Annotated in this window: 18 protein-coding genes; 10 read left to right on the top strand and 8 right to left on the bottom strand. The window is 59.6% G+C overall.

Annotated features, from left to right (window positions below):
- Positions 1–5 precede the first annotated feature (5 nt).
- The 5 genes from ACSQ83_RS08915 to mgrA all read right to left on the bottom strand — a co-directional run bounded on the left by ACSQ83_RS08915 (position 6) and on the right by mgrA (position 7,384).
- On the bottom strand, positions 6–2,426 hold the full coding sequence (locus ACSQ83_RS08915) for a xanthine dehydrogenase family protein molybdopterin-binding subunit (RefSeq protein ID WP_436227870.1): 2,421 nt from the start codon (positions 2,424–2,426) through the stop codon (positions 6–8).
- An 84-nt stretch (positions 2,427–2,510) separates the two neighbouring features.
- Positions 2,511–2,987 (bottom strand): (2Fe-2S)-binding protein, encoded by a 477-nt coding sequence (locus ACSQ83_RS08910; protein WP_436227869.1) that lies wholly within the window; start codon positions 2,985–2,987, stop codon positions 2,511–2,513.
- Between the two features lie 262 nt (positions 2,988–3,249).
- Positions 3,250–4,647: an amino acid permease gene (locus ACSQ83_RS08905; protein WP_436227868.1), complete on the bottom strand. Its 1,398-nt coding sequence runs from the start codon at positions 4,645–4,647 to the stop codon at positions 3,250–3,252.
- Between the two features lie 357 nt (positions 4,648–5,004).
- Entirely contained in the window at positions 5,005–5,775 is a 771-nt protein-coding gene (locus tag ACSQ83_RS08900; RefSeq protein WP_089166527.1) for a ferredoxin--NADP reductase, read from the bottom strand.
- 565 nt (positions 5,776–6,340) lie between these two features.
- A complete protein-coding gene (gene mgrA / locus ACSQ83_RS08895; protein WP_414947599.1) occupies positions 6,341–7,384 on the bottom strand; it encodes an L-glyceraldehyde 3-phosphate reductase in 1,044 nt (347 codons plus the stop codon).
- A 251-nt stretch (positions 7,385–7,635) separates the two neighbouring features.
- Between mgrA and ACSQ83_RS08890 the strand changes: the two genes are divergently transcribed.
- Both ACSQ83_RS08890 and ACSQ83_RS08885 read left to right on the top strand, forming a co-directional pair.
- On the top strand, positions 7,636–8,520 hold the full coding sequence (locus tag ACSQ83_RS08890) for a mechanosensitive ion channel family protein (RefSeq protein ID WP_436227867.1): 885 nt from the start codon (positions 7,636–7,638) through the stop codon (positions 8,518–8,520).
- A complete protein-coding gene (locus ACSQ83_RS08885; RefSeq protein WP_436227866.1) occupies positions 8,517–8,720 on the top strand; it encodes a DUF3185 family protein in 204 nt (67 codons plus the stop codon). The genes ACSQ83_RS08890 and ACSQ83_RS08885 overlap by 4 nt, the downstream gene beginning before the upstream one ends.
- Positions 8,721–8,738: 18 nt before the next feature.
- Here the strand turns inward: ACSQ83_RS08885 and ACSQ83_RS08880 are convergent, their stop codons facing one another.
- On the bottom strand, positions 8,739–9,503 hold the full coding sequence (locus ACSQ83_RS08880) for a phytanoyl-CoA dioxygenase family protein (RefSeq protein ID WP_414947602.1): 765 nt from the start codon (positions 9,501–9,503) through the stop codon (positions 8,739–8,741).
- 360 nt (positions 9,504–9,863) lie between these two features.
- Here ACSQ83_RS08880 and ACSQ83_RS08875 point away from each other — a divergent pair, with 360 nt between their 5' ends.
- Complete coding sequence (locus ACSQ83_RS08875; protein ID WP_436227865.1) at positions 9,864–10,223, top strand: hypothetical protein; 360 nt, start codon at positions 9,864–9,866, stop codon at positions 10,221–10,223.
- 187 nt (positions 10,224–10,410) lie between these two features.
- On the opposite strand, the gene metK is transcribed toward ACSQ83_RS08875, so the two are convergent.
- The gene (gene metK / locus ACSQ83_RS08870) at positions 10,411–11,598 is read right to left on the bottom strand and encodes a methionine adenosyltransferase (RefSeq protein ID WP_414947604.1); all 1,188 of its coding nucleotides are present in this window, start codon (positions 11,596–11,598) and stop codon (positions 10,411–10,413) included.
- A 293-nt stretch (positions 11,599–11,891) separates the two neighbouring features.
- Between metK and ACSQ83_RS08865 the strand changes: the two genes are divergently transcribed.
- The 6 genes from ACSQ83_RS08865 to ACSQ83_RS08840 all read left to right on the top strand — a co-directional run bounded on the left by ACSQ83_RS08865 (position 11,892) and on the right by ACSQ83_RS08840 (position 18,136).
- Complete coding sequence (locus ACSQ83_RS08865) at positions 11,892–12,776, top strand: lipid A biosynthesis lauroyl acyltransferase (RefSeq protein ID WP_414947605.1); 885 nt, start codon at positions 11,892–11,894, stop codon at positions 12,774–12,776.
- Positions 12,777–12,886: 110 nt separating this feature from the next.
- Positions 12,887–13,771, top strand: a complete 885-nt coding sequence (gene dapF, locus ACSQ83_RS08860) for a diaminopimelate epimerase (RefSeq protein ID WP_436227864.1) — start codon at positions 12,887–12,889, stop codon at positions 13,769–13,771.
- Between the two features lie 39 nt (positions 13,772–13,810).
- On the top strand, positions 13,811–14,530 hold the full coding sequence (locus ACSQ83_RS08855) for a DUF484 family protein (RefSeq protein WP_414947925.1): 720 nt from the start codon (positions 13,811–13,813) through the stop codon (positions 14,528–14,530).
- A 1-nt stretch (position 14,531) separates the two neighbouring features.
- Positions 14,532–15,452, top strand: a complete 921-nt coding sequence (gene xerC / locus ACSQ83_RS08850) for a tyrosine recombinase XerC (RefSeq protein ID WP_436227863.1) — start codon at positions 14,532–14,534, stop codon at positions 15,450–15,452.
- 196 nt (positions 15,453–15,648) lie between these two features.
- Positions 15,649–16,851, top strand: a complete 1,203-nt coding sequence (locus tag ACSQ83_RS08845) for a class I SAM-dependent rRNA methyltransferase (RefSeq protein ID WP_436227862.1) — start codon at positions 15,649–15,651, stop codon at positions 16,849–16,851.
- Positions 16,852–17,044: 193 nt separating this feature from the next.
- Positions 17,045–18,136 (top strand): CobW family GTP-binding protein, encoded by a 1,092-nt coding sequence (locus tag ACSQ83_RS08840; protein ID WP_436227861.1) that lies wholly within the window; start codon positions 17,045–17,047, stop codon positions 18,134–18,136.
- Between the two features lie 116 nt (positions 18,137–18,252).
- Here ACSQ83_RS08840 and ACSQ83_RS08835 read toward each other — a convergent pair whose 3' ends face one another.
- Positions 18,253–18,825: a hypothetical protein gene (locus tag ACSQ83_RS08835; RefSeq protein WP_436227860.1), complete on the bottom strand. Its 573-nt coding sequence runs from the start codon at positions 18,823–18,825 to the stop codon at positions 18,253–18,255.
- Between the two features lie 26 nt (positions 18,826–18,851).
- Between ACSQ83_RS08835 and dksA the strand changes: the two genes are divergently transcribed.
- Positions 18,852–19,271, top strand: a complete 420-nt coding sequence (dksA, locus tag ACSQ83_RS08830; protein ID WP_089166517.1) for an RNA polymerase-binding protein DksA — start codon at positions 18,852–18,854, stop codon at positions 19,269–19,271.
- Positions 19,272–19,573 lie beyond the last annotated feature (302 nt).

Here is a 19,573-nt window from a genome sequence, read left to right as displayed (position 1 = left end):
TCCTCTCAAGCGGGAGTCGAAGCGCCACGAGCGGCTGAAGCATCGGCGGCGGCATGCATTGCGGCCCACACGCGATGCGGCGTGGCAGGCATCTGCAGGTCGGTCACGCCGAGCGGCGAAAGCGCGTCGATGATCGCGTTGATCACCGCCGGCGGCGAACCGATCGCGCCCGCTTCACCGCAGCCTTTCACGCCCAGCGGGTTATGCACGCACGGTGTGCCCTTCGACGTTTCCACATCGAAATTCGGCAGGTCGGACGCGTGCGGCATGGCGTAATCCATGAACGAGCCGGACATCAACTGGCCGCTTTCGTTGTCGTACACGGCGCGCTCCAGCATCGCCTGACCAATTCCCTGCCCGATCCCTCCATGCACCTGTCCTTCGACGATCATCGGATTGATGATGTTGCCGAAATCATCGACGGCGGTGAACTTCTGGATGCGCGTTTCGCCGGTGTCCTGATCGACTTCCACCTCGCACAAATACGCGCCCGATGGGTACGTGAAGTTGCTCGGATCGTAGAACGCGTTTTCGTTGAGGCCGGGTTCGAGTTTGTCGAGCGGGAAGTTGTGCGGCACGTAAGCCGCCAGCGATACCTCCGCGAACGCCTTAGTCCGGTCGGTCCCCACCACGCGAAAAATCCCGTCCTTGAACTCAATATCTTCCGCCGATGCCTCCAGCAAATGCGCCGCGATCTTCTTGGCCTTGTCCTCGATCTTGTCGAGCGCCTTCATGATCGCCGAGCCGCCCACCGCGATAGACCGTGAGCCATACGTGCCCATGCCGAACGGAATCCTACCGGTGTCGCCGTGGACGATCTCGATGTTATCCATCGATACCCCCAGCCGGTCCGCCACCACTTGCGCGAAGGTGGTTTCGTGCCCTTGCCCGTGGCTATGCGAGCCGGTGAACACGGTGACCGAACCCGTGGGATGCACCCGGATTTCGCCGGCTTCGAACAAGCCCGCCCGCGCGCCCAACGCGCCCGCCAGATTCGACGGCGCCAATCCGCACGCCTCGATATAGCAGGAATACCCAAGCCCGCGCAGCTTGCCGTTTTTCTTCGATTCCTCGCGCCGGGAAGGAAACCCATTTACGTCGGCGAGTTCCATGGCGCGATCGAGCAATGCCGAGTAATCGCCGGAATCGTAGGTCAGCCCAACCGGCGTAGCATACGGCCACGAACGGATGAAGTTGCGCCGCCGCAATTCCGCCGGATCGATGTTCATCTCGCGCGCCGCCGTCTCCACGATGCGCTCAAGCACATAGGTCGCTTCGGGACGTCCTGCGCCGCGGTAAGCATCGACGGGAACCGTGTTCGTGAAGACCGCCTTCACCTCGGCGTAAATCGCGGGCGTGGTGTACTGGCCGGCAAGCAGCGTGGCATACAGGATGGTCGGAATCGCGGACGCGAACGTCGATAAATACGCGCCCATGTTCGCCGTCGTATGAACACGAAGGCCGAGGAACTTGCCGTCGGCGTCCATTGCGAGTTCGGCTTTAGTGACGTGATCGCGGCCGTGTGCATCGGAGAGAAATGCTTCCGAGCGCTCGCACGTCCACTTGATCGGCCGCCTGACTTTCTTCGATGCCCACGTCAACGCCACATCTTCCGCATAGAGATAAATCTTCGAGCCGAAACCGCCACCCACATCGGGCGCAATGATCCTCAGTTTCGATTCCGGCAACGACAACACGAACGCCGCCATCAACAAACGCTCGACGTGCGGATTCTGGTTCGCGACGTACACCGTGTAGCTATCATCGGACTTCGAATAACTCGCGTTCACGGCGCGCGGTTCGATCGCGTTCGGCACCAGGCGCTGATTCACGATATCCAGCGTGGTCACGTGCGCGGCCTTCGCGAACGCGGCGTCGGTGGCGGTTTTATCGCCGTGGCCCCACGTGTAGCAGAGGTTGTTCGGCGCTTCATCGTGGACTTGCGGCTGGCTTGGATCGGCTGCGGTGGCGGTATCGACGCAAGCCGGCAGCACGTCGTAATCCACCTCGATCAACTCGAGCGCGTCCTTCGCTTCCTTCACCGATTCCGCCACGATCAACGCCACCTGATCGCCCACATGGCGCACTTTGGTATGCGCGATCACGGGATGCGGCGGCTCGTTCATCGGCTTTCCGTCGATGTTGTGAATCAGCCAGCCGCAAGGCAATCCGCCGACGCTCTCGCCGGCCATGTCGGCGCCGGTGAAGATCGCGACGACGCCGGGCGCTTCCTTGGCGGCGGTGATGTCGATGCTGCGGATCGTCGCGTGCGCGTAGGGCGAGCGCAGGAAGACGCCATAGGTTTGACGCGGGAGGACGACGTCGTCGGTGTACTGGCCGTTGCCCGTCAGGAAGCGATAGTCTTCCTTGCGTCGAACGGCGGCGCCAATCATGTGATGGGTATCGGGTGTCTCAGGGGCGTTCATCGCGGACTCCTGTTCAGGCGCGAATCTTCATCGGAAAGGTGAGTGCGGCTTCGTTACAGCTTTGGTTGAAGCGCGGGCGACAGCTCAGGGCGCGGCCTTCATGGCTTGGGCGCCCTGCACTATGGCTTTCACGATGTTGTGATACCCCGTACATCGGCAGAGATTGCCGTCGAGTTGTTCGCGGACATCAGCTTCGGAGAGATCGGGTTTTTGCGCGGCGAGGGAAGTCGCGCTCATTACCATGCCGGGCGTACAGAAGCCGCATTGGAGGCCGTGGCACTCCTTGAACGCCGCTTGCATGGGGTGGAGCTCGCCATCCTTTGCCATTCCTTCGATAGTCGTCACCGACGACCCGTCTGCCTGTACGGCGAGGATGTTGCACGACTTGATGGCGCGGCCATCCAGGTGGACTGTGCACGCGCCGCACTGAGCGGTGTCGCAGCCGATGTGCGTGCCCGTGAGACCCAACTCCTCACGGAGAAACTGGACTAGCAGGATATGAGGTTCGACGGTGGCGGTAACGGCTTTGCCGTTGACCGTCAGACTGATGCTGAGCGCCATGCTTCTGTCTCCTTCGGGGGATGTTTCAGCCGAAGCTCACTCACCGTTTTTCTTCACTGGCCGTGCGACTTCACGAGTGTGAGGGTCTGGCTGGGTTCGTGTTTATTGAATCTGGTAATTAGTAAAGCACAAAACGAAGATGGTCGCTATTGGGCTAAAGGCGGGTGGGGCGCGGGTTATCAAGACCTCCGAGAGCGCGAGCGTAAAAACGCCGCCTCAAAGGGCGGCGTAAGGCTTCTTAGCGAGGTTCAACCCCGGCGCGTCACACCTCCCCGCGCCCCAGTTTCGAATGCCGGCGTGAGTAGCCGAAATAAATCGCCAGCCCGATTGCCAGCCACGCCACGAACGCGATCCACGTCACGGCTTGCAGGTGCAGCATCAGGAACAGGCAAGCGGCGACCGCCAGCACCGGCACAACCGGCACGCCCGGGCAACGGAACTCACGCGGGAGATCCGGATGCGTACGACGCAAGATCAGCACGGCGATAGACACCATCGAAAACGCGGCCAGCGTGCCGATATTGATCAATTCCGCCAGCACATTAAGCGGCACGAGCGCGCCGATCAGCCCGAAGAACAGGCCCACGAGCCACGTCGTAAAGAACGGCGTACCGAACTTCGGATGCACCGTCGACAAACGCGCGGGCAGCAAGCCATCGCGGGACATCGCGTAGATGATGCGCGTCTGGCCGTAGCTCATCACCAGGATCACGGTCAGCATGCCGAGCACCGCGCCCAGATCGATGAAACCCGCTACCCATTTTTGCCCGACAATCTGCAGCGCGTAAGACACCGGATGCGAGATATTGGCGAACTGCGCCGACGGAACAATACCCGTCACCACCGCCGCCACCGCCACGTAAAGCACGGCGCAAACTGCCAGCGACGAAATAATCCCGATCGGCAAATCGCGTTTCGGATTCTTCACTTCTTCCGCTGCCGACGACACCGAGTCGAAGCCGATAAACGCAAAGAACATCACGGCCGCCGCGCCAAACACGCCATGCCAGCCGTTAGGCATGAACGGGTGCCAGTTGGCCGGCGTGACGTGGAACACGCCGACGCCGATCACCATCAGCACGACCGCCACCTTGATCGCGACCATGATGTTGTTCACGCGTGCCGATTCCTTGATACCAATCGACAGCAGCGACGTGATCACCATCATCACGAGAAACGCGGGAAGGTTGAACAGCGTGAAATGTCCGGGCACGGCGCCGGGCGCCGCGGTGAGAACCGTGGGCAACGAGATGCCGAAGCCTGACAGCAGCGACTGCAAATAGCCCGACCAGCCAACCGATACGGCAGACGTCGCCAGCCCGTATTCGAGCATCAAATCCCAGCCGATGACCCACGCAGCCAGTTCGCCGAGCGTGGCATACGAATACGTATAGATAGATCCGGCGACGGGAATTGTCGATGCAAATTCCGCGTACGCGAGCGCCGCGAGAGCGCATGCAATGGCCGCCAAAATAAACGACACCATCAGCGCCGGTCCGGCTTGCACCGCGCCGGTCCCGGTCAGCACGAAAATCCCCGTGCCGATAATCGCGCCGACACCCAGAAACGTCAGATCGAGCGCCCCCAGCGTTTTTTTGAGTCCGGCGCGTTGCGCCCCGGCGAGCATGTGCTCGATGCTTTTCTTGCGGAACAGGGACATGAACGGGTGACTCCTCAAACCTCGGGCGCAATGCGCCAAATCGATTGGAAAACCCGCGATTTTATCGGATTGAGTAGGTGAAGCGTCGCAAAACGTTGCACACAATTGTTTTTTGACTTCCCGGTGTCAGCGTAAATTTCTAAAAATCGTTCGAAAATTGCTTAATGGCGCTAATTTGAGATGAGATCGGCTTTCGTCAACTCAACCAATAGTAAAAGCCGCTCATTAGGGCTTCTCATCGCAACGCGGAGTTGCATATCGCGATTGGTTTAAAGCACGGCCCAAATGAAAAAACCGAAGCACAAAGGCTTCGGTTTTCGTTTCCAGCGCGCCGCGGCAAGGCAGCACCCGCCAAGCTCAACCCACGAAGGCCTTCTCCACGACGTAATGTCCCGGATGATTGTTGCTGCCTTCCTGGAAGCCCATTTCATCGAGAAGCTGACGCGTGTCGCGCAGCATGTGCGGGCTGCCGCAAAGCATGACGCGGTCGTTTTCCACCGAGAACGGCGCTACGTCCAGATCGGCGAACAGCTTCTTCGTTTCGATCAGGTCCGTAATCCGGCCGCGATTGGCGAACTCTTCACGCGTAACCGTCGGGTAATACACCAGCTTTTCCTGGATCAGTTCGCCCAGATGCTCGTGCGCCGGAAGATGCTCGGTGATGAAATCCTTGTACGCGAGTTCATCGACGAAACGGCAGGTATGCGTGAGAACGATCTTGTCGAAACGATCGTAGACGTCCGGGTCCTTGATGATCGACATGAACGGCGCCAGGCCCGTACCCGTCGACAACAGCCACAGCGTCTTGCCCGGCAGGAGGTTATCGGCGACCAGCGTACCCACCGGTTTCTTGCCGATCAGCACCGGATCGCCGACCTTCAAATGCTGAAGACGCGATGTGAGCGGACCGTCCTGCACCTTGATGCTGAGAAACTCGAGATGCTCTTCGTAATTCGCGCTCGCGAGGCTATAAGCGCGGAGCAGCGGCTTGCCATCGACTTCGAGGCCGACCATGGTGAACTGGCCGTTTTCGAAACGGAACGCGGAATCGCGCGTGCAAGTGAAGCTGAACAGCGTGTCGGTCCAGTGATGGACGCTAAGAACGGTTTGAGGATTAAGGTTGCTCATGGCTTCATGGATAGTGCGGAATCAGGGCGGCGCAGTAGTGCGTTCCGGCGGCCGTTGTTGCTTGATAACTCGGGCTCGATTCCGGCGACAACACATAGAAGGCGCAACGAAAGCAATGTGTGATGCTAAAGCGGAATTTCTGGCGATATACGCAAACCGGGGCGATTGCTTCGAAGACCCGGACGATCCGCCGAATGTCGAATCTACTGCATTCCCCGCTTGCGTCACGCGTAATCCGCTATTTTACCGCACACGCGATTTCCGGGTTTAGGGCGCTTTCTTTCCGCGCGTAGCACTGGAACGACCGGCCGATGGAGGAAACCTTCAGGCGGACATAGAGCAAGGAAGCAAGCGTTCCGGAGTCCGCATGATAGCAACCCGTGCGCGCAGCAAGGCAAAGGCCCTGCTGCCGTCAGGCTGGTATAGGCGAAACGGAAAGGAAGGTGGCGCTGATCAGCCGGTTTTGCACCGGCCGTGAGTATCGAAGCAACGATTCGGCTTCGGCTTCGATCACAAGTCAGGGAACGCGGCGATAACCGCGTCCCCCATGCTTATCGATACAGCTTTAAATCCGCTGATCCGTCGATGGCTTTTCCCACAGGTTGATCCCGCCTTCGGTCGCGTGCTGATCGATTTCGGCGAGTTCCTCCTTCGAAAACTCCAGGTTTTTCAACGCGCCGACGTTCTCCGTCACTTGTTCCGGACGGCTCGCACCGATCAGCACCGACGTCACGCGCCCGCCGCGCAACGCCCACGCCAGCGCCATTTGCGCGAGGCTCTGACCGCGCCGTTGCGCGAGTTCATTAAGCTTGCGCACGTGCTCGATATTCTTCCCGCTCAAATGCTCCTGCTTCAGCGACCCGCCGCCCGGCTTGTTGACGCGCGCATCGGCCGGAATGCCGTTCAGATACTTGCCCGTCAGCAGCCCTTGCGCCAATGGCGTGAACGCGATACTGCCAGCGCCCACGTCATCGAGCGTATCGAGCAGATCTTCTTCGATCCATCGGTTCAGCATGTTGTACGACGGCTGATGAATCAGCAGCGGCACTTTATGCTCGCCCAGCAGCTTTGCCATCTCGCGCGTTTTAGCCGACGAATACGACGAAATACCCACGTACAGCGCCTTGCCTGAATGCACGGCGGTCGCCAGAGCACCGGCGGTTTCTTCGAGCGGCGTGTCGGCATCGAAACGATGCGAATAGAAGATGTCGACGTAATCCAGCCCCATGCGCTGCAGGCTCTGATCCAGCGATGCCAGCACGTACTTGCGCGAGCCGCCGCCCTGGCCGTACGGGCCCGGCCACATGTCCCATCCCGCCTTCGACGAAATCAGCAATTCGTCACGATACGGCCGGAAATCGTCCTTGAACAAGCGTCCGAAGTTCGTTTCCGCGCTGCCGTACGGCGGGCCGTAGTTGTTCGCGAGATCGAAGTGCGTAATGCCGAGATCGAACGCGGTGCGCAGGATGTCGCGCTGCGTGGAGATCGGCGTGGTGTCGCCGAAGTTGTGCCAAAGACCCAGCGACAACGCCGGCAACTTCAGGCCGCTCTTGCCGCAGGTGCGGTAAGTCATCTCTGAATAGCGTTCGGAAGCTGCTTCGTAAGCCATGACGGAATCCTCGATTTGGTGAAGGGACAAAATGGGGTGTGCGAGCACAGGCAAGCAACAATCGCGCGGTTCATGTCGTCTGACGTGCGCCGAGTCCGTCATGGTAGCGAATCGCGCGGACTTGCGTCGACCTTGACCTGAAACACTTCAAGGCTATCCCGATATTCGGGACATGGCCAAATGGCCAGCAAGGGGAACGATTAGGGGCCGGAGCCAGCCCAACCCTGTTCATTCGAATGAGGAGAAGTTTCATGGACCCGCTGGACAAACTACGCCCCGCCTACGATTTTCTACTGACAGCAGGCGTAACGTACGGATTCAACGTATTGATGGCCGTCGTGATTTTGCTGGTCGGCTGGTGGGTATCGAACCGCGTGGCAAACGCGGTGAAACGCGCGCTCGGCCGCACGAACGCTGACGCCACCTTCACCCCCGTCATGGCGAGCCTCGTGCAGTGGGCGATCCGGGTGGTCGCCATTGTCGCGGCGCTGGGCAAATTCGGCGTGGCGGCGGCCAGCATCCTGACCGTGCTCGGGGCGGCCGGACTGGCTATCGGCCTGGCGTTGCAAGGCACGTTGCAGAATATTGCAGCCGGTTTGATGCTGTTACTGCTACGGCCGTTCAAGGTCGGGGACTACATTGAAGGCGCCGGCGCGACGGCTGGAACCGTTAACGAAATCGGCCTGTTCACCACTCGTCTGACGAAAAGCGACGGTGTCATCATGTTCGTGCCGAACAGCACGATCTGGGCGAATCCGGTCACCAACTTCACCGCGAACGACCGTCGTCGCGTGGTGCTGAACGTGGTTATTCCGGAGGATCAAAATATCGAAGAGTCGCTGGCGTCGCTGCATCGGATTGTGGAAACCGATCCGCGCATCATCAACGACGAGAAGACCAAACCGTGGATTGCTGTGTCGGAATACACCGATACCGGCGTGAAGCTCAATGTTGGCGCCTGGACGAACCGCACCGATTACGCGAACGTGCAAGCCGACTTGCTGCGCCAGATCAAGCCGGGGATCAAGCCAGCGCCGAATCCAACGCCACCCGAGCCTCAAGAGCTGCCGCGGCGCTGGACTCATCGGCCAAGGCCCAATAAGCTGGGCGCCCGCACATTGACGAGATTTTCATGACCAAGGCGATATCCATTGCACTGATCGCAGGCGGCATCGTGCTGCTGTATTTCGGCGGCCAGTCGTACCATTCGCTGGGCAACGACGTTTCGCGTTTCTTCACCGGCGTGCCGACCAACAAGACGATCTGGCTGATCGCAGCAGGCGCGGTTGCCATGCTGGCCGGGTTGATCGGGCTGGCGATCCCGGCCAAACGCTGATGCGTTCAGGCGCAGGCGTCAAATAAGCGGCACGTCTTGCATCGACGCAGACCGTGTTCCCGGCAACGGCAAGTTGCTGGCGCCACGGTAGGTGTAGACCAGCGAGAATTTCACTTGATCCGTGAGATTCTTGCCGGCCGAATGCAGCGTGTTGCAGTGGAAAAAGACCACGTCCCCGGCATTCAGTTTCGGCGATACCGCGCTGCGAATCAGCACTTCGTTCTCGGGAAGATCGGAACGGAAGAACTTGGCGTTATCGAAACGTTCGGACGTGAATGGCAACTTGTGCGACATCGGCACGAACCACAATGCGCCGTTCTCGACCGTCTCGTTACCGAGCGCCACCCACGCCGACACGAGATCATCCCGCTCGAAGTTCCAGTAACGCACATCGCGATGCCAGCCGGTCAGGCTGCCGTAAGCCGGGTGCTTCGTCATCACGCAGTTGTGGTGAGCGCGCGAAAGCGTCGGTGCCTCGCCGAAATACACTTCCATCCAGCCACGCACGTCGGGCGACGTAGCCCAAGCGGCGAAGCGTGGATCGCGCCCGTATGCATCGAGCAAGCGCCGCACGGTATGCCCGCCGGGCGCGTCTTTTGAATTCGGCGCGCCGGGATATTGCAGGTCGGCTTCAAACTCCACCGGCGCTGCCGCTTCCACCAATTGCTGCTTCGCCACGTTGCGCATGGCTTCGCAGCGCTCCGGCGAGACCAGGCCGGGCACCACCACGTAGCCGTTCTCACGCAGCTCGCGGACTTGTTCCATCTTCGATTGATTCGGCATATCGACTCACAGGGAAAGCGTCTGGCCGGCTGACTTCATCGGACTGCAAGAGAGCCGGCTAATTAGGGCGAATACATCGATTGTAAATCGCCCGGGGCGTCCGGCGCTCCGTCCTGCGGGTTCTGGCCGTCGAACATCCGTGCGGGAAAATGCCGACTTCCGGCAGTAACAATTCTTCTATAACCTGCCGTCGTGCATTGAGAGAGCCCATCGAAAATTCCGTTCGATGAAAATCTATTAAATAAGTGCGCGCTTCAAGTTCGCAACTTTTATTGTGTTCAATCGATCAAACTATTGAACGCTTTTTTTGATCCGACTAATGTCGGGTTGCAGCCATTGCGAACCCGAGCCTGTGAATCCATGAATATCCGTTTCACGAATCGTCTTACCCGTGCCGCCGTCCGTGCTGCACGTCCCGCCGGCCGCAGCGTTGTTCGGGCCTTACGTCATCATTCCGCGCGCACCCAGTTGCTCGCAGGACAATTCAGGAATACCCATCCCGTCGATGGCATTCGTTCCTGGTTTCACGGATTTTTTTCAAATCTGCGATTAAGGGCAGCATCGCGTCAGGCCGCATTTAAAGCGTTATTGCGAAAACCAACGCAATTACGCGCACCCGTGGCTAAATTGAAATTGGCACCCGGTGTAATTAATACGACGAGTCGTCGTCCGCGAAGGCTTTCGACCAGCAACGAATGGTTTGCATTTGGTGCTCGCTGATTATTTCTGAAGACGCCTGGTCTGGATTCGCTCGCGCTCGTGCGTGCGCGGTTTTGCCGCTGTGATCGCGAGATGAAGCAGCGTGCGCTGCCAGCGGACAGCTCGGCGTCAACCGCAACAATAAAAAAAGCCCGCTGAGCGTGATGCTCAGCGGGTTTTTTTACATACTCAAGCTCAAACCAGACGTTCAGGCTGTTTCAACAACCGGTTCTGTGCCGGCGGCTTCTGCCAGCAACAGCGCTTTGTCCGTGGCTTCCCACGAGAATTCCGGCTCTTCACGGCCAAAGTGACCATACGCCGCAGACTTCTCATAGATAGGACGCAGCAGGTCGAGCATCTGGATGATGCCCTTCGGACGCAGGTCGAAATGCTCGAGGACGAGCTCCTGGATCCTTGCATCCGACACGCGGCCCGTGCCAAACGTGTTGACCATGACCGAAGTCGGACGCGCCACGCCAATTGCGTAGGACACCTGGATCAGGCAGCGCGAAGCCAGTCCTGCCGCGACAATGTTCTTCGCGACATAACGGCCGGCATACGCTGCCGAGCGATCAACCTTAGACGGGTCTTTGCCCGAGAACGCGCCGCCGCCGTGAGGCGCTGCACCACCGTATGTATCGACAATGATCTTGCGACCCGTCAATCCGCAATCGCCTTGCGGACCGCCGATCACGAAACGACCGGTCGGATTCACCAGGAACTTGATGTCGCCCTTGATCAGATCGGCCGGCAGGACCGGCTTGATGATCTCTTCGATCACGGCTTCACGCAGCGCCTTCAGTTCGATTTCCGGTGCATGTTGCGTGGAGAGCACGACAGTGTCGATGCTATGCGCCTTGCCATCGACATAACGCACGGTCACCTGGGACTTCGCGTCCGGACGCAGCCAGTTCAGGCGGCCATCGCGACGCAGATTCGCCTGACGCTCAACCAAACGGTGCGCGAGGTGAATAGGCAACGGCATGAGTTCGGGCGTTTCGTCGCATGCGTAGCCGAACATCAGGCCTTGGTCGCCTGCGCCCTGATCAAGGTTGTCGTCATGAGCGGCGTCCACGCCTTGCGCAATGTCGCGCGACTGCTTGTCATACGCGACGAGCACCGCGCAACCGCGATAGTCGATGCCGTATTCCGTATTGTCGTAGCCGATGCGCTTGATGGTGTCCCGCGCGACCTGGATGTAGTCGACGTTCGCCTGCGTGGTGATTTCACCCGCCAACACGACAAGACCCGTGTTGCAAAGGGTTTCGGCCGCGACACGCGAATACTTGTCCTGCGCCAGGATGGCGTCGAGGATGGCGTCGGAGATCTGGTCGGCTACCTTGTCCGGGTGGCCTTCGGAGACGGATTCAGAGGTAAAGAAATAATCGTTTGACACGCTTCAGACTCCATTTGAGTACGGGTAAGTTGCTCACGTAGCCGACTTCGTATGGAGTCTGAAGCGGCGACGCTTTAGCGGAAAACATGGTCCGGATAGCGCCGTAAAACGCTATCCAGCTTCGCCCCGCAAGTTGTCCATTAACTCGGCGAAGGTTTTATTATAGCGGCTTCTCACTTTTGTCACAGAGCCGAACGTTTGCTGCCACCCCAGAAATACCCTCACCCGCGTCATGCCCGGAACGCTCCCGGGCAGAGTCGAAACCCCGTTTTCCTGACCCATGGGAGCGTCACATGTTAGGTCGCATTGGCGTCGCCCTCGCAGTGGGCTTCCTGAAACTGCTCGCCCTCATTCCCTACGGCATCACCGCACGTTTCGGCGATGGCCTCGGCTGGCTGCTTTATCAGATTCCAAGCCACCGCAAACGGATCGTGCATATCAATCTCGGCCTGTGTTTCCCCGAGTGGACGCCTGAGCGCCGGGAAGAAGTCGCCCAGAAGCATTTCCGGCACGCGATCCGCAGTTACGTGGAGCGCAGCGTGCAATGGTTCGGCTCGGCGGAAAAGCTCGCCAAGCTGATCGAGGTGGACAGCGAAGTGGATCTCCTCGATCCCGACATGCCGCCCACGTTGTTGCTCGGTTTCCACTTCGTCGCAATCGAGGCGGCTTCGGTGTGGATCAACTACTCGCTGCACAGGACCTGCGGATCGCTGTATCAGCCGATGTCGAACAAAGCGCTCGACGACATCGCGAAGAAACAACGCGGCCGTTTCGACGCCGAAATGGCGAGCCGCGCGGACAGCGCGCGCATCGTGCTGCGCTGGCTGCGGGACCGCAAGCCCGTCATGCTTGGCGCCGACATGGACTACGGCATGCGCAATTCCACCTTCGTGCCGTTTTTCGGCGTGCAAGCCTGCACGCTGACCGCGGTCGGCCGTCTCGCCAAGACCGGGCATGCGCAAATCATGCCGTTCGTGGGCGAAGTGCTGCCGAACTACAAGGGTTACCGCCTGCGGGTATTCAAACCCTGGGAAAACTACCCGACCGGCGACGACGCGGCCGACGCCCGCCGCATGAACGCGTTCCTTGAGGATCAGGTCCGGCTGATACCGGAGCAGTATTACTGGGTGCACAAGCGCTTCAAGACGCGACCGCCGGGCGAACCGGGCTTCTATTGACCGGCTGATACCAGTCTGCGGGAAACAATGGGCAATTGCAGTACAAGTTCGGGGTCATCGGCCATTTGGTCTAGTGCATGCCCTTGCTGCGCGTCACTTACAATAGCGGCATGAAACTCGAATTCACCAAAATGCACGGCGCGGGCAACGACTTTGTCGTGCTCGACGGCTATTCCAAACCACTCTCGCTGAGCGGAGCGCAAGTGCGCGCGCTCGCGGATCGGCATTTCGGCGTCGGCGCGGATCAATTGCTGCTGGTCGAGAAACCGGACATCGACGGCGTTGATTTCAAATATCGCATCTTCAATTGCGACGGCGGCGAAGTGGAGCATTGCGGTAATGGCGCGCGCTGCTTTGTGAAGTTCGTGCGCGACCGGGGCCTCACCAGCAAGACAAGCGTTCGAGTACAGGTACATCAAGGCGTGATCGTGCTGACCATGCAGGAGAACGGCGACGTGGTGGCGGACATGGGCCGTCCGGAGTTCGAACCCGCCTTGGTTCCCTTCAACCCGGAAGGTTTGCAAGGACGCTCCGAAGGCGCCGACACGCTCTGGCCGCTCGACGTTCAAGCAGAAACCCGCTGGGTTTCGGTGGTGTCGATGGGAAATCCGCACGCCGTACAGATCGTGGCCGACGTGGAAAACGCGCCGGTATTGATCGAAGGGCCGGTGATCGAACATCACGCGCGCTTTCCTAACCGAGTGAACGCCGGATTCATGCAGATCGTGAACCGCAATGCGGTCAAGCTGCGTGTTTTCGAACGCGGCGCCGGCGAAACGTTGGCATGCGGCACCGGTGCATGCGCAGCGGTCGCTGCCGGTATCCGGCGCGGTCTGCTCGACTCGCCTGTGCAGGTCCAGACCCACGGCGGCACGCTGACCATCACCTGGGCTGGCGCGCGCAACGCCGAGGCGCCGCTCTTTATGGCCGGCCCCGCCACCACTGTATTCGAAGGCGAGATCGAGCTTGATCCCACACTTGCGAATGCTGAATAAAGCCGACTGATCGTCAGGAACCCGATGCTGCCCGATACCATGAACGAACGCGAAGTCGCCGATTACCTGATTGCGAATCCTGATTTCTTTGCCGAACACGCCGAGTTGCTCGGCACGATCCGGCTGTCCAATCCGCATGGCAAGTCGGCGGTGTCGCTGCAAGAGCGCCAGATGCAAATGCTGCGCGACAAGAACAAGCAGATCGAACGCCGGCTGGCCGAATTGCTTCGTTACGGACATGAGAACGACAGCATCGCCGCGAAGTTTCATCGATGGACAATTCGCGTAATGTCCGAGCGCGATCCCCATGCGTTGCCGAAAACCATTCCCGCTGGCCTGTGTGAAATTTTCGAGGTGCCACAAGCCGCGCTGCGGGTGTGGGATGTCGCCGAGCCCTACGCGCAAGCCGAATTTGCAAGGACCACGAGCGAGGAAGTCCGCTCCTTCACGAGCGGTCTGACTACGCCGTATTGCGGGCCGAATACCGGCTTCGAGGCCGCTCAGTGGCTGACATCGGCGAGTTCGGTCTCGGTGGCATCGGCTACAACGGATGGTGTCGTCGATACCGCCAACACCACGGAATCCATCGCCCTGCTCGCGCTGCGTGACCCGTCGGCCGGCCCCGAAGCGCCTGCATTCGGCTTGCTGGTCATGGGTTCGCCCGATCCGCGCCGGTTCCACGAAGGCATGGCGACCGACTTCCTGACGCAAATCGGCACGCTCGCCAGCGCCGCGCTCAGCCGCTTGCTGCCCCACTAACATGACCGACGATCCGGTAACCGCCTATCTTTCGATGCTCGAGCACGAGCGACGGTTATCGGATCACACGCTGCGCGGTTATACGCACGAACTCGACGAACTGAAGAAGCTGGCGAACGGCCGGGCGCTGGAGTCGCTGAGCGCCACCGACATGCGGGGCGCTGTAGCCCGCGCTCACGGCGGCGGATTGTCGGCGCGCTCAATCGCGCATCGGTTATCGGCGTGGCGGGCGTTTTATCGGTGGCTTGCCGAGCAGGTTGAAATGCAAGCCAATCCGGTCGCGACCGTGCGCGCGCCGAAACGCGCGAAGTCCTTGCCCAAGGCGCTTTCCGTCGATGACGCCAACGCACTGATGGAAGCGCCTCAAGGCGATACACCCGAAGCGCTGCGGGACCACGCCATCCTCGAATTGTTCTATTCGTCCGGCTTGCGGCTCGCCGAACTGGTCGGGTTGGACGTGCATTTTGTGCAATCCGAAGAGTATTTGTCGGCGGGATGGCTTGACCTCGCCAGCACCGAAGTCAATGTGCTCGGCAAGGGAAACCGGCGGCGGTCAGTGCCCGTGGGCAGCAAGGCGATCACCGCGCTGCGTGCGTGGATCGAAGTGCGCGGGCAATTTGTGAAAGACGATCCCCATGCGCTGTTTCTGTCTGTGCGTGGCAATCGGATGTCGCCGAATGTGGTCCGTGATCGGGTGAAACGCATGGCGTTGCTGGCCGGCGTGCCGTCGAATGTGCATCCGCACGTCTTGCGGCATTCGTTCGCCACGCACGTGCTGCAATCCAGCGGCGACCTTCGGGCCGTGCAGGAACTGCTCGGCCACGCGAGTATTGCGGCCACGCAGGTTTATACATCGCTCGATTTCCAGCATCTGGCACGCGTGTACGACCAGACGCATCCGCGCGCAAAAAAACGCGATTAACCTGGCGTTTGGCGGCAAGCAACAAGATGTCTGCGCGGCGCCGCGCCCAAAAACGCGGCCCACTCACCGCGAAACTAACATAACCGACGGACCCACCCGATTCTCCCGCTGCCAATAGAAACAGAAACAAAACGCGGCCCGAACCTCCACCGGCGTTCACTCCGACGTTCAGTCAGCGCTTTCACCGAAGACCCGAATGAACATCATTACGCTGAAAGCGGCGAACGAAAAGTCGCTTGCGCGCCGCCATCCGTGGATCTATTCAAATGCGATCGAGCACGTGGAAGGTAAGCCCGCGCCCGGTGCAACCGTGCTGATACGCGCCCACGATGGCCGGTTTCTGGCGCGTGCGTCGTATAGCCCGATCTCGCAGATTCGCGCCCGCGTCTGGAGTTTCGACGAGAGCGAGCCCATCGATCACGCGTTTTTCAAGCGCCGTGTACAGCGGGCGATCGCGCACCGGCAAACAATGGTGCGCGACACAGGCGCCACGCGGCTGATTTTCGGCGAGGCGGACGGGCTGCCGGGCTTGATCGTCGATTACTACGTCGCGGACGATGAAAACCAGCGCGGCCAGTTGGTCTGCCAGTTCATGGCGACGGGCGTGGAACACTGGAAAGAGGCGATCGTGCAAGCGCTGATCGGCGCAACCGGCTGTCCGAACGTCTATGAACGCTCCGACGTGTCGATCCGTCAGAAGGAAGGGCTCGAACAGATCACCGGCGTGCTGGCCGGCGATCCGCCCCCAGCCACCCTGATCGCGAATGAAGGCGGCGTGCGGTATCACATCGACGTCGAACGGGGCCATAAGACGGGCTTTTACATCGATCAACGCGACAATCGCGCGCTTGTGCGCCAATACGCCGACGGCCGCGACGTCCTAAACTGCTTCTGCTACACCGGCGGTTTTTCCCTGGCGGCGTTGAAAGGCAGCGCAAAACGCGTGATATCGATCGACTCCTCCGGTGACGCGCTGGCGCTCGCCCAGCAAAACGTCACGGCAAACGGTTTCGATCCGCAACGCGCCGAATGGCTCGACGCCGACGCGTTCAAGACCTTGCGCCGCTTGCATGAGGAAGGCGACCGCTTTGACCTGATCGTGCTCGATCCGCCCAAGTTCGCGCCGTCGCGAGAACACGTGGACCGCGCCGCGCGTGCGTACAAGGACATCAACCTGACTGCCTTCAAACTGTTGCGCCCGGGCGGCTTGCTGTTCACCTATTCGTGCTCGGGCGCAATCGACGCCGATCTGTTCCAGAAGATCGTCGCGGGCGCCGCGGCCGACGCGAAAGTTGACGCGCGTATCCTGAAGCGCCTTGGCGCAGGCATCGATCACCCGCTCTTAACCGCGTTCCCCGAAGGGGAATACCTGAAAGGCCTATTGTTGCAAATCGCGTGATCGCCCATAGTTGAACGCTTCGGACGGCGCGCGTTCAAGGAGCACAGAGGAGCACAAAGCGTCCGCTTGACAAATATGTTTCAATAATCGACCGACTGCATGTTTTTGGGCGTAGCGCGGGTGTCTCAGATCACGCCCCCAGCCTGAAAACATGCCGCACGATCCTTCGACTTTAAAGAACAGGGCAACCACCATGATTCCCGTTACCATCCTGACCGGCTTTCTAGGCAGCGGCAAAACCACGTTGCTCAAGCGCATCCTGAACGACAAGCACGGCATGAAGATCGCCGTGATCGAGAACGAGTTCGGCGAAGAAAATATCGACAACGAGATCCTCGTCCAGGAAACGAACGAGCAGATCATCCAGATGAGCAACGGCTGCATCTGCTGCACGATCCGCGGCGACCTCGCGCGCGCGCTTGAAGATCTCGCCGATCGCAAGAAGGCCGGCACGCTGAACTTCGATCGCGTGGTCATCGAGACAACTGGACTCGCCAATCCGGGCCCGGTTGCGCAGACGTTCTTCATGGACAACGCCATCGCCGACGAATTTCTGCTCGACGCAATCATCACGCTGGTCGATGCAAAGCACGCCAACCATCAGCTTGACGAACACGAAGTCGTGCAGCGCCAAGTGGGTTTCGCGGACCGCCTGTTCATCACGAAGTCCGATCTGGTCGACGCCGCCGCGCTTGACGCGCTCAAGCACCGTCTGGTTCACATGAACCCGCGCGCCGCGATCAAAGTGGTGAACTTCGGCGAAGCGGACATCAAGGAAATCTTCGATCTGCGCGGCTTCAACCTGAATTCGAAGCTCGAAATCGATCCTGATTTCCTCGCGGAAGACGATCACGCGCATGACCACGATCACGATCACGCCGGGCACGACCATGCGCACGACGACGATCACGACCACGCCACTTGCGGCCACGACCACAGTCACGACCACGAGCATGGCCACGCGAATCACCACCACGCGCACCACGACGACAAGATCAAGTCGTTTGTATTTCGCAGCGACCGCGCCTTCGATCCCAACCGCCTTGAAGACTTCCTCGGCGGCATCCTGCAGATCTACGGTGAGCGACTGCTGCGGTACAAAGGCGTGCTGTATATGAAGGGCGTCGATCGCAAGGTCGTGTTCCAGGGCGTGCATCAAATGATGGGCAGCGATCTTGCCGCGAAATGGCAACCGATCGAAAAGAAGAACAGCAAGATGGTGTTCATTGGCATTGAGCTGCCGCAGGATTTGATCATCGACGGGCTGACCGCCTGCCTGGTCTGATCGAATACGCTGAAGAAAACGGCGAAACCGAAGAAAACGGCGAAACGCGAAGCCCTTAAACGACAGCTTCGCGTCGCCGCTCAATCCGAAAAGCGCCATTTCCGGCACAGTTCTCGCTATTTCTCCCCTGAAGCGCAATCATGCCGACACGGCGGCGAGGCTAAAATCGCTGCGCTTCCAGGAGCCGGCGCTTTTTGGCGATGAACGTCGTTGCAATATGTGTTCACGCTCACCGAGAACCATCGCTTTTTAAACGTCAGCGCGTTATATTTTTGAGATAACGAACGAATTGCGGCAGTGTTTTGCTCAGGTGTAGTACGCAATTGCGATTCAGTTACAATACAGCCCCACTGGAGAATCCGGGACACCGCCAAGCCTTGACTACAAAGCCCGGCGCAATTGCTACTGAAAAAGAAGCGGGCCGGACGGAAGTGAAAGGGCAGAAGTGAACAGTAAAGTGTTGTTCCGAACATCGGGCACCGGTCGAATCGCTTGAAAATCAGTCCAGATGAATTGATCAGAATGCAGTGTTCCAGATGAATTGGCCCCACGTGGCGCCGCGAGGGTCGCAGCCCGTTTAGCGTAGTAAGTGCATGCAGTAATTGTTGGCGAATATCGCCGGAGTGCGGGAAATCCGGACAACGGCGGCGGCGAGCGCGGCGAGCGACCGCGAAGATGGCGAACGACATCGCCCCACATTGAAGAAGCAAGCCAGATGACGACGAAACGATTGTTGACTGAAGACGAAATCCAGAAGATGGCCGACAAGGACTACATGAACGAGGATCAGCTCGCGTTCTTCAGGGTCCGACTGGAACAGTTGCAGGCCGACATTCTTAAGAATGCGGGCCAGACGACGGAAAACCTGCGCGAAACGGTCATCGTTCCGGATCCGGCCGATCGCGCGACGATCGAGGAAGAGCACGCGCTCGAACTGCGCACGCGCGACCGCGAACGCAAGCTGCTGAAGAAAGTGCAGCAGTCGCTTGCGCGCATCGAGTCGGGCGATTACGGCTGGTGCGAGGAAACGGGAGAGCCGATCGGCATTCCGCGCCTGATCGCGCGCCCGACGGCCACGCTCTCGCTCGAAGCGCAGGAGCGACGCGAACTACGCCAGAAACTGTTCGGCGACTGATCTGTCCCAGGCAGCGTTCGCCGCGGCCTCGGTCGCGGCGGAAAACCTGCCGGCCGGGATTTGGTCCGACGAGGTTGGACAGCGCTCGAAACACGTTGAAAAAACAAAAGGCACACGAAAAATCGTGTGCCTTTTGTTTTTGTGCCGCGTTTTTGCGCCCGGCAAGGCGTGTTCCGTCGTACCGGTGCGCTACAAACCTGGCCCAATGGCCAACGCACACAAGATGCCGCGCGAAGCGCCTTGATAAATTCCGCTGCGCCCTAAAATAAACTGGACGCGCTCTCGTGGCGCGGGCGTGGCGA

The organism is Caballeronia sp. LjRoot29 (genome assembly GCF_964252755.1).
Taxonomy (GTDB): Bacteria; Pseudomonadota; Gammaproteobacteria; order Burkholderiales; family Burkholderiaceae; genus Caballeronia.
This window is presented reverse-complemented; position numbering and strand designations above follow the sequence as displayed.

Excerpts from the sequence above, each read along its gene's own strand:
- mgrA (WP_414947599.1), bottom strand. The coding sequence starts at position 7,384 with ATGGCTTACGAAGCAGCTTCCGAACGCTATTCAGAGATGACTTACCGC.
- dksA (WP_089166517.1), top strand. The coding sequence starts at position 18,852 with ATGACGACGAAACGATTGTTGACTGAAGACGAAATCCAGAAGATGGCC.
- ACSQ83_RS08915 (WP_436227870.1), bottom strand. The coding sequence starts at position 2,426 with ATGAACGCCCCTGAGACACCCGATACCCATCACATGATTGGCGCCGCC.
- dapF (WP_436227864.1), top strand. The coding sequence starts at position 12,887 with ATGAAACTCGAATTCACCAAAATGCACGGCGCGGGCAACGACTTTGTC.
- ACSQ83_RS08905 (WP_436227868.1), bottom strand. The coding sequence starts at position 4,647 with ATGTCCCTGTTCCGCAAGAAAAGCATCGAGCACATGCTCGCCGGGGCG.
- ACSQ83_RS08865 (WP_414947605.1), top strand. The coding sequence starts at position 11,892 with ATGTTAGGTCGCATTGGCGTCGCCCTCGCAGTGGGCTTCCTGAAACTG.
- ACSQ83_RS08890 (WP_436227867.1), top strand. The coding sequence starts at position 7,636 with ATGGACCCGCTGGACAAACTACGCCCCGCCTACGATTTTCTACTGACA.
- ACSQ83_RS08900 (WP_089166527.1), bottom strand. The coding sequence starts at position 5,775 with ATGAGCAACCTTAATCCTCAAACCGTTCTTAGCGTCCATCACTGGACC.
- ACSQ83_RS08840 (WP_436227861.1), top strand. The coding sequence starts at position 17,045 with ATGATTCCCGTTACCATCCTGACCGGCTTTCTAGGCAGCGGCAAAACC.
- ACSQ83_RS08885 (WP_436227866.1), top strand. The coding sequence starts at position 8,517 with ATGACCAAGGCGATATCCATTGCACTGATCGCAGGCGGCATCGTGCTG.
- ACSQ83_RS08875 (WP_436227865.1), top strand. The coding sequence starts at position 9,864 with ATGAATATCCGTTTCACGAATCGTCTTACCCGTGCCGCCGTCCGTGCT.
- ACSQ83_RS08845 (WP_436227862.1), top strand. The coding sequence starts at position 15,649 with ATGAACATCATTACGCTGAAAGCGGCGAACGAAAAGTCGCTTGCGCGC.
- ACSQ83_RS08910 (WP_436227869.1), bottom strand. The coding sequence starts at position 2,987 with ATGGCGCTCAGCATCAGTCTGACGGTCAACGGCAAAGCCGTTACCGCC.
- ACSQ83_RS08835 (WP_436227860.1), bottom strand. The coding sequence starts at position 18,825 with ATGTCGTTCGCCATCTTCGCGGTCGCTCGCCGCGCTCGCCGCCGCCGT.
- ACSQ83_RS08855 (WP_414947925.1), top strand. The coding sequence starts at position 13,811 with ATGAACGAACGCGAAGTCGCCGATTACCTGATTGCGAATCCTGATTTC.
- xerC (WP_436227863.1), top strand. The coding sequence starts at position 14,532 with ATGACCGACGATCCGGTAACCGCCTATCTTTCGATGCTCGAGCACGAG.
- ACSQ83_RS08880 (WP_414947602.1), bottom strand. The coding sequence starts at position 9,503 with ATGCCGAATCAATCGAAGATGGAACAAGTCCGCGAGCTGCGTGAGAAC.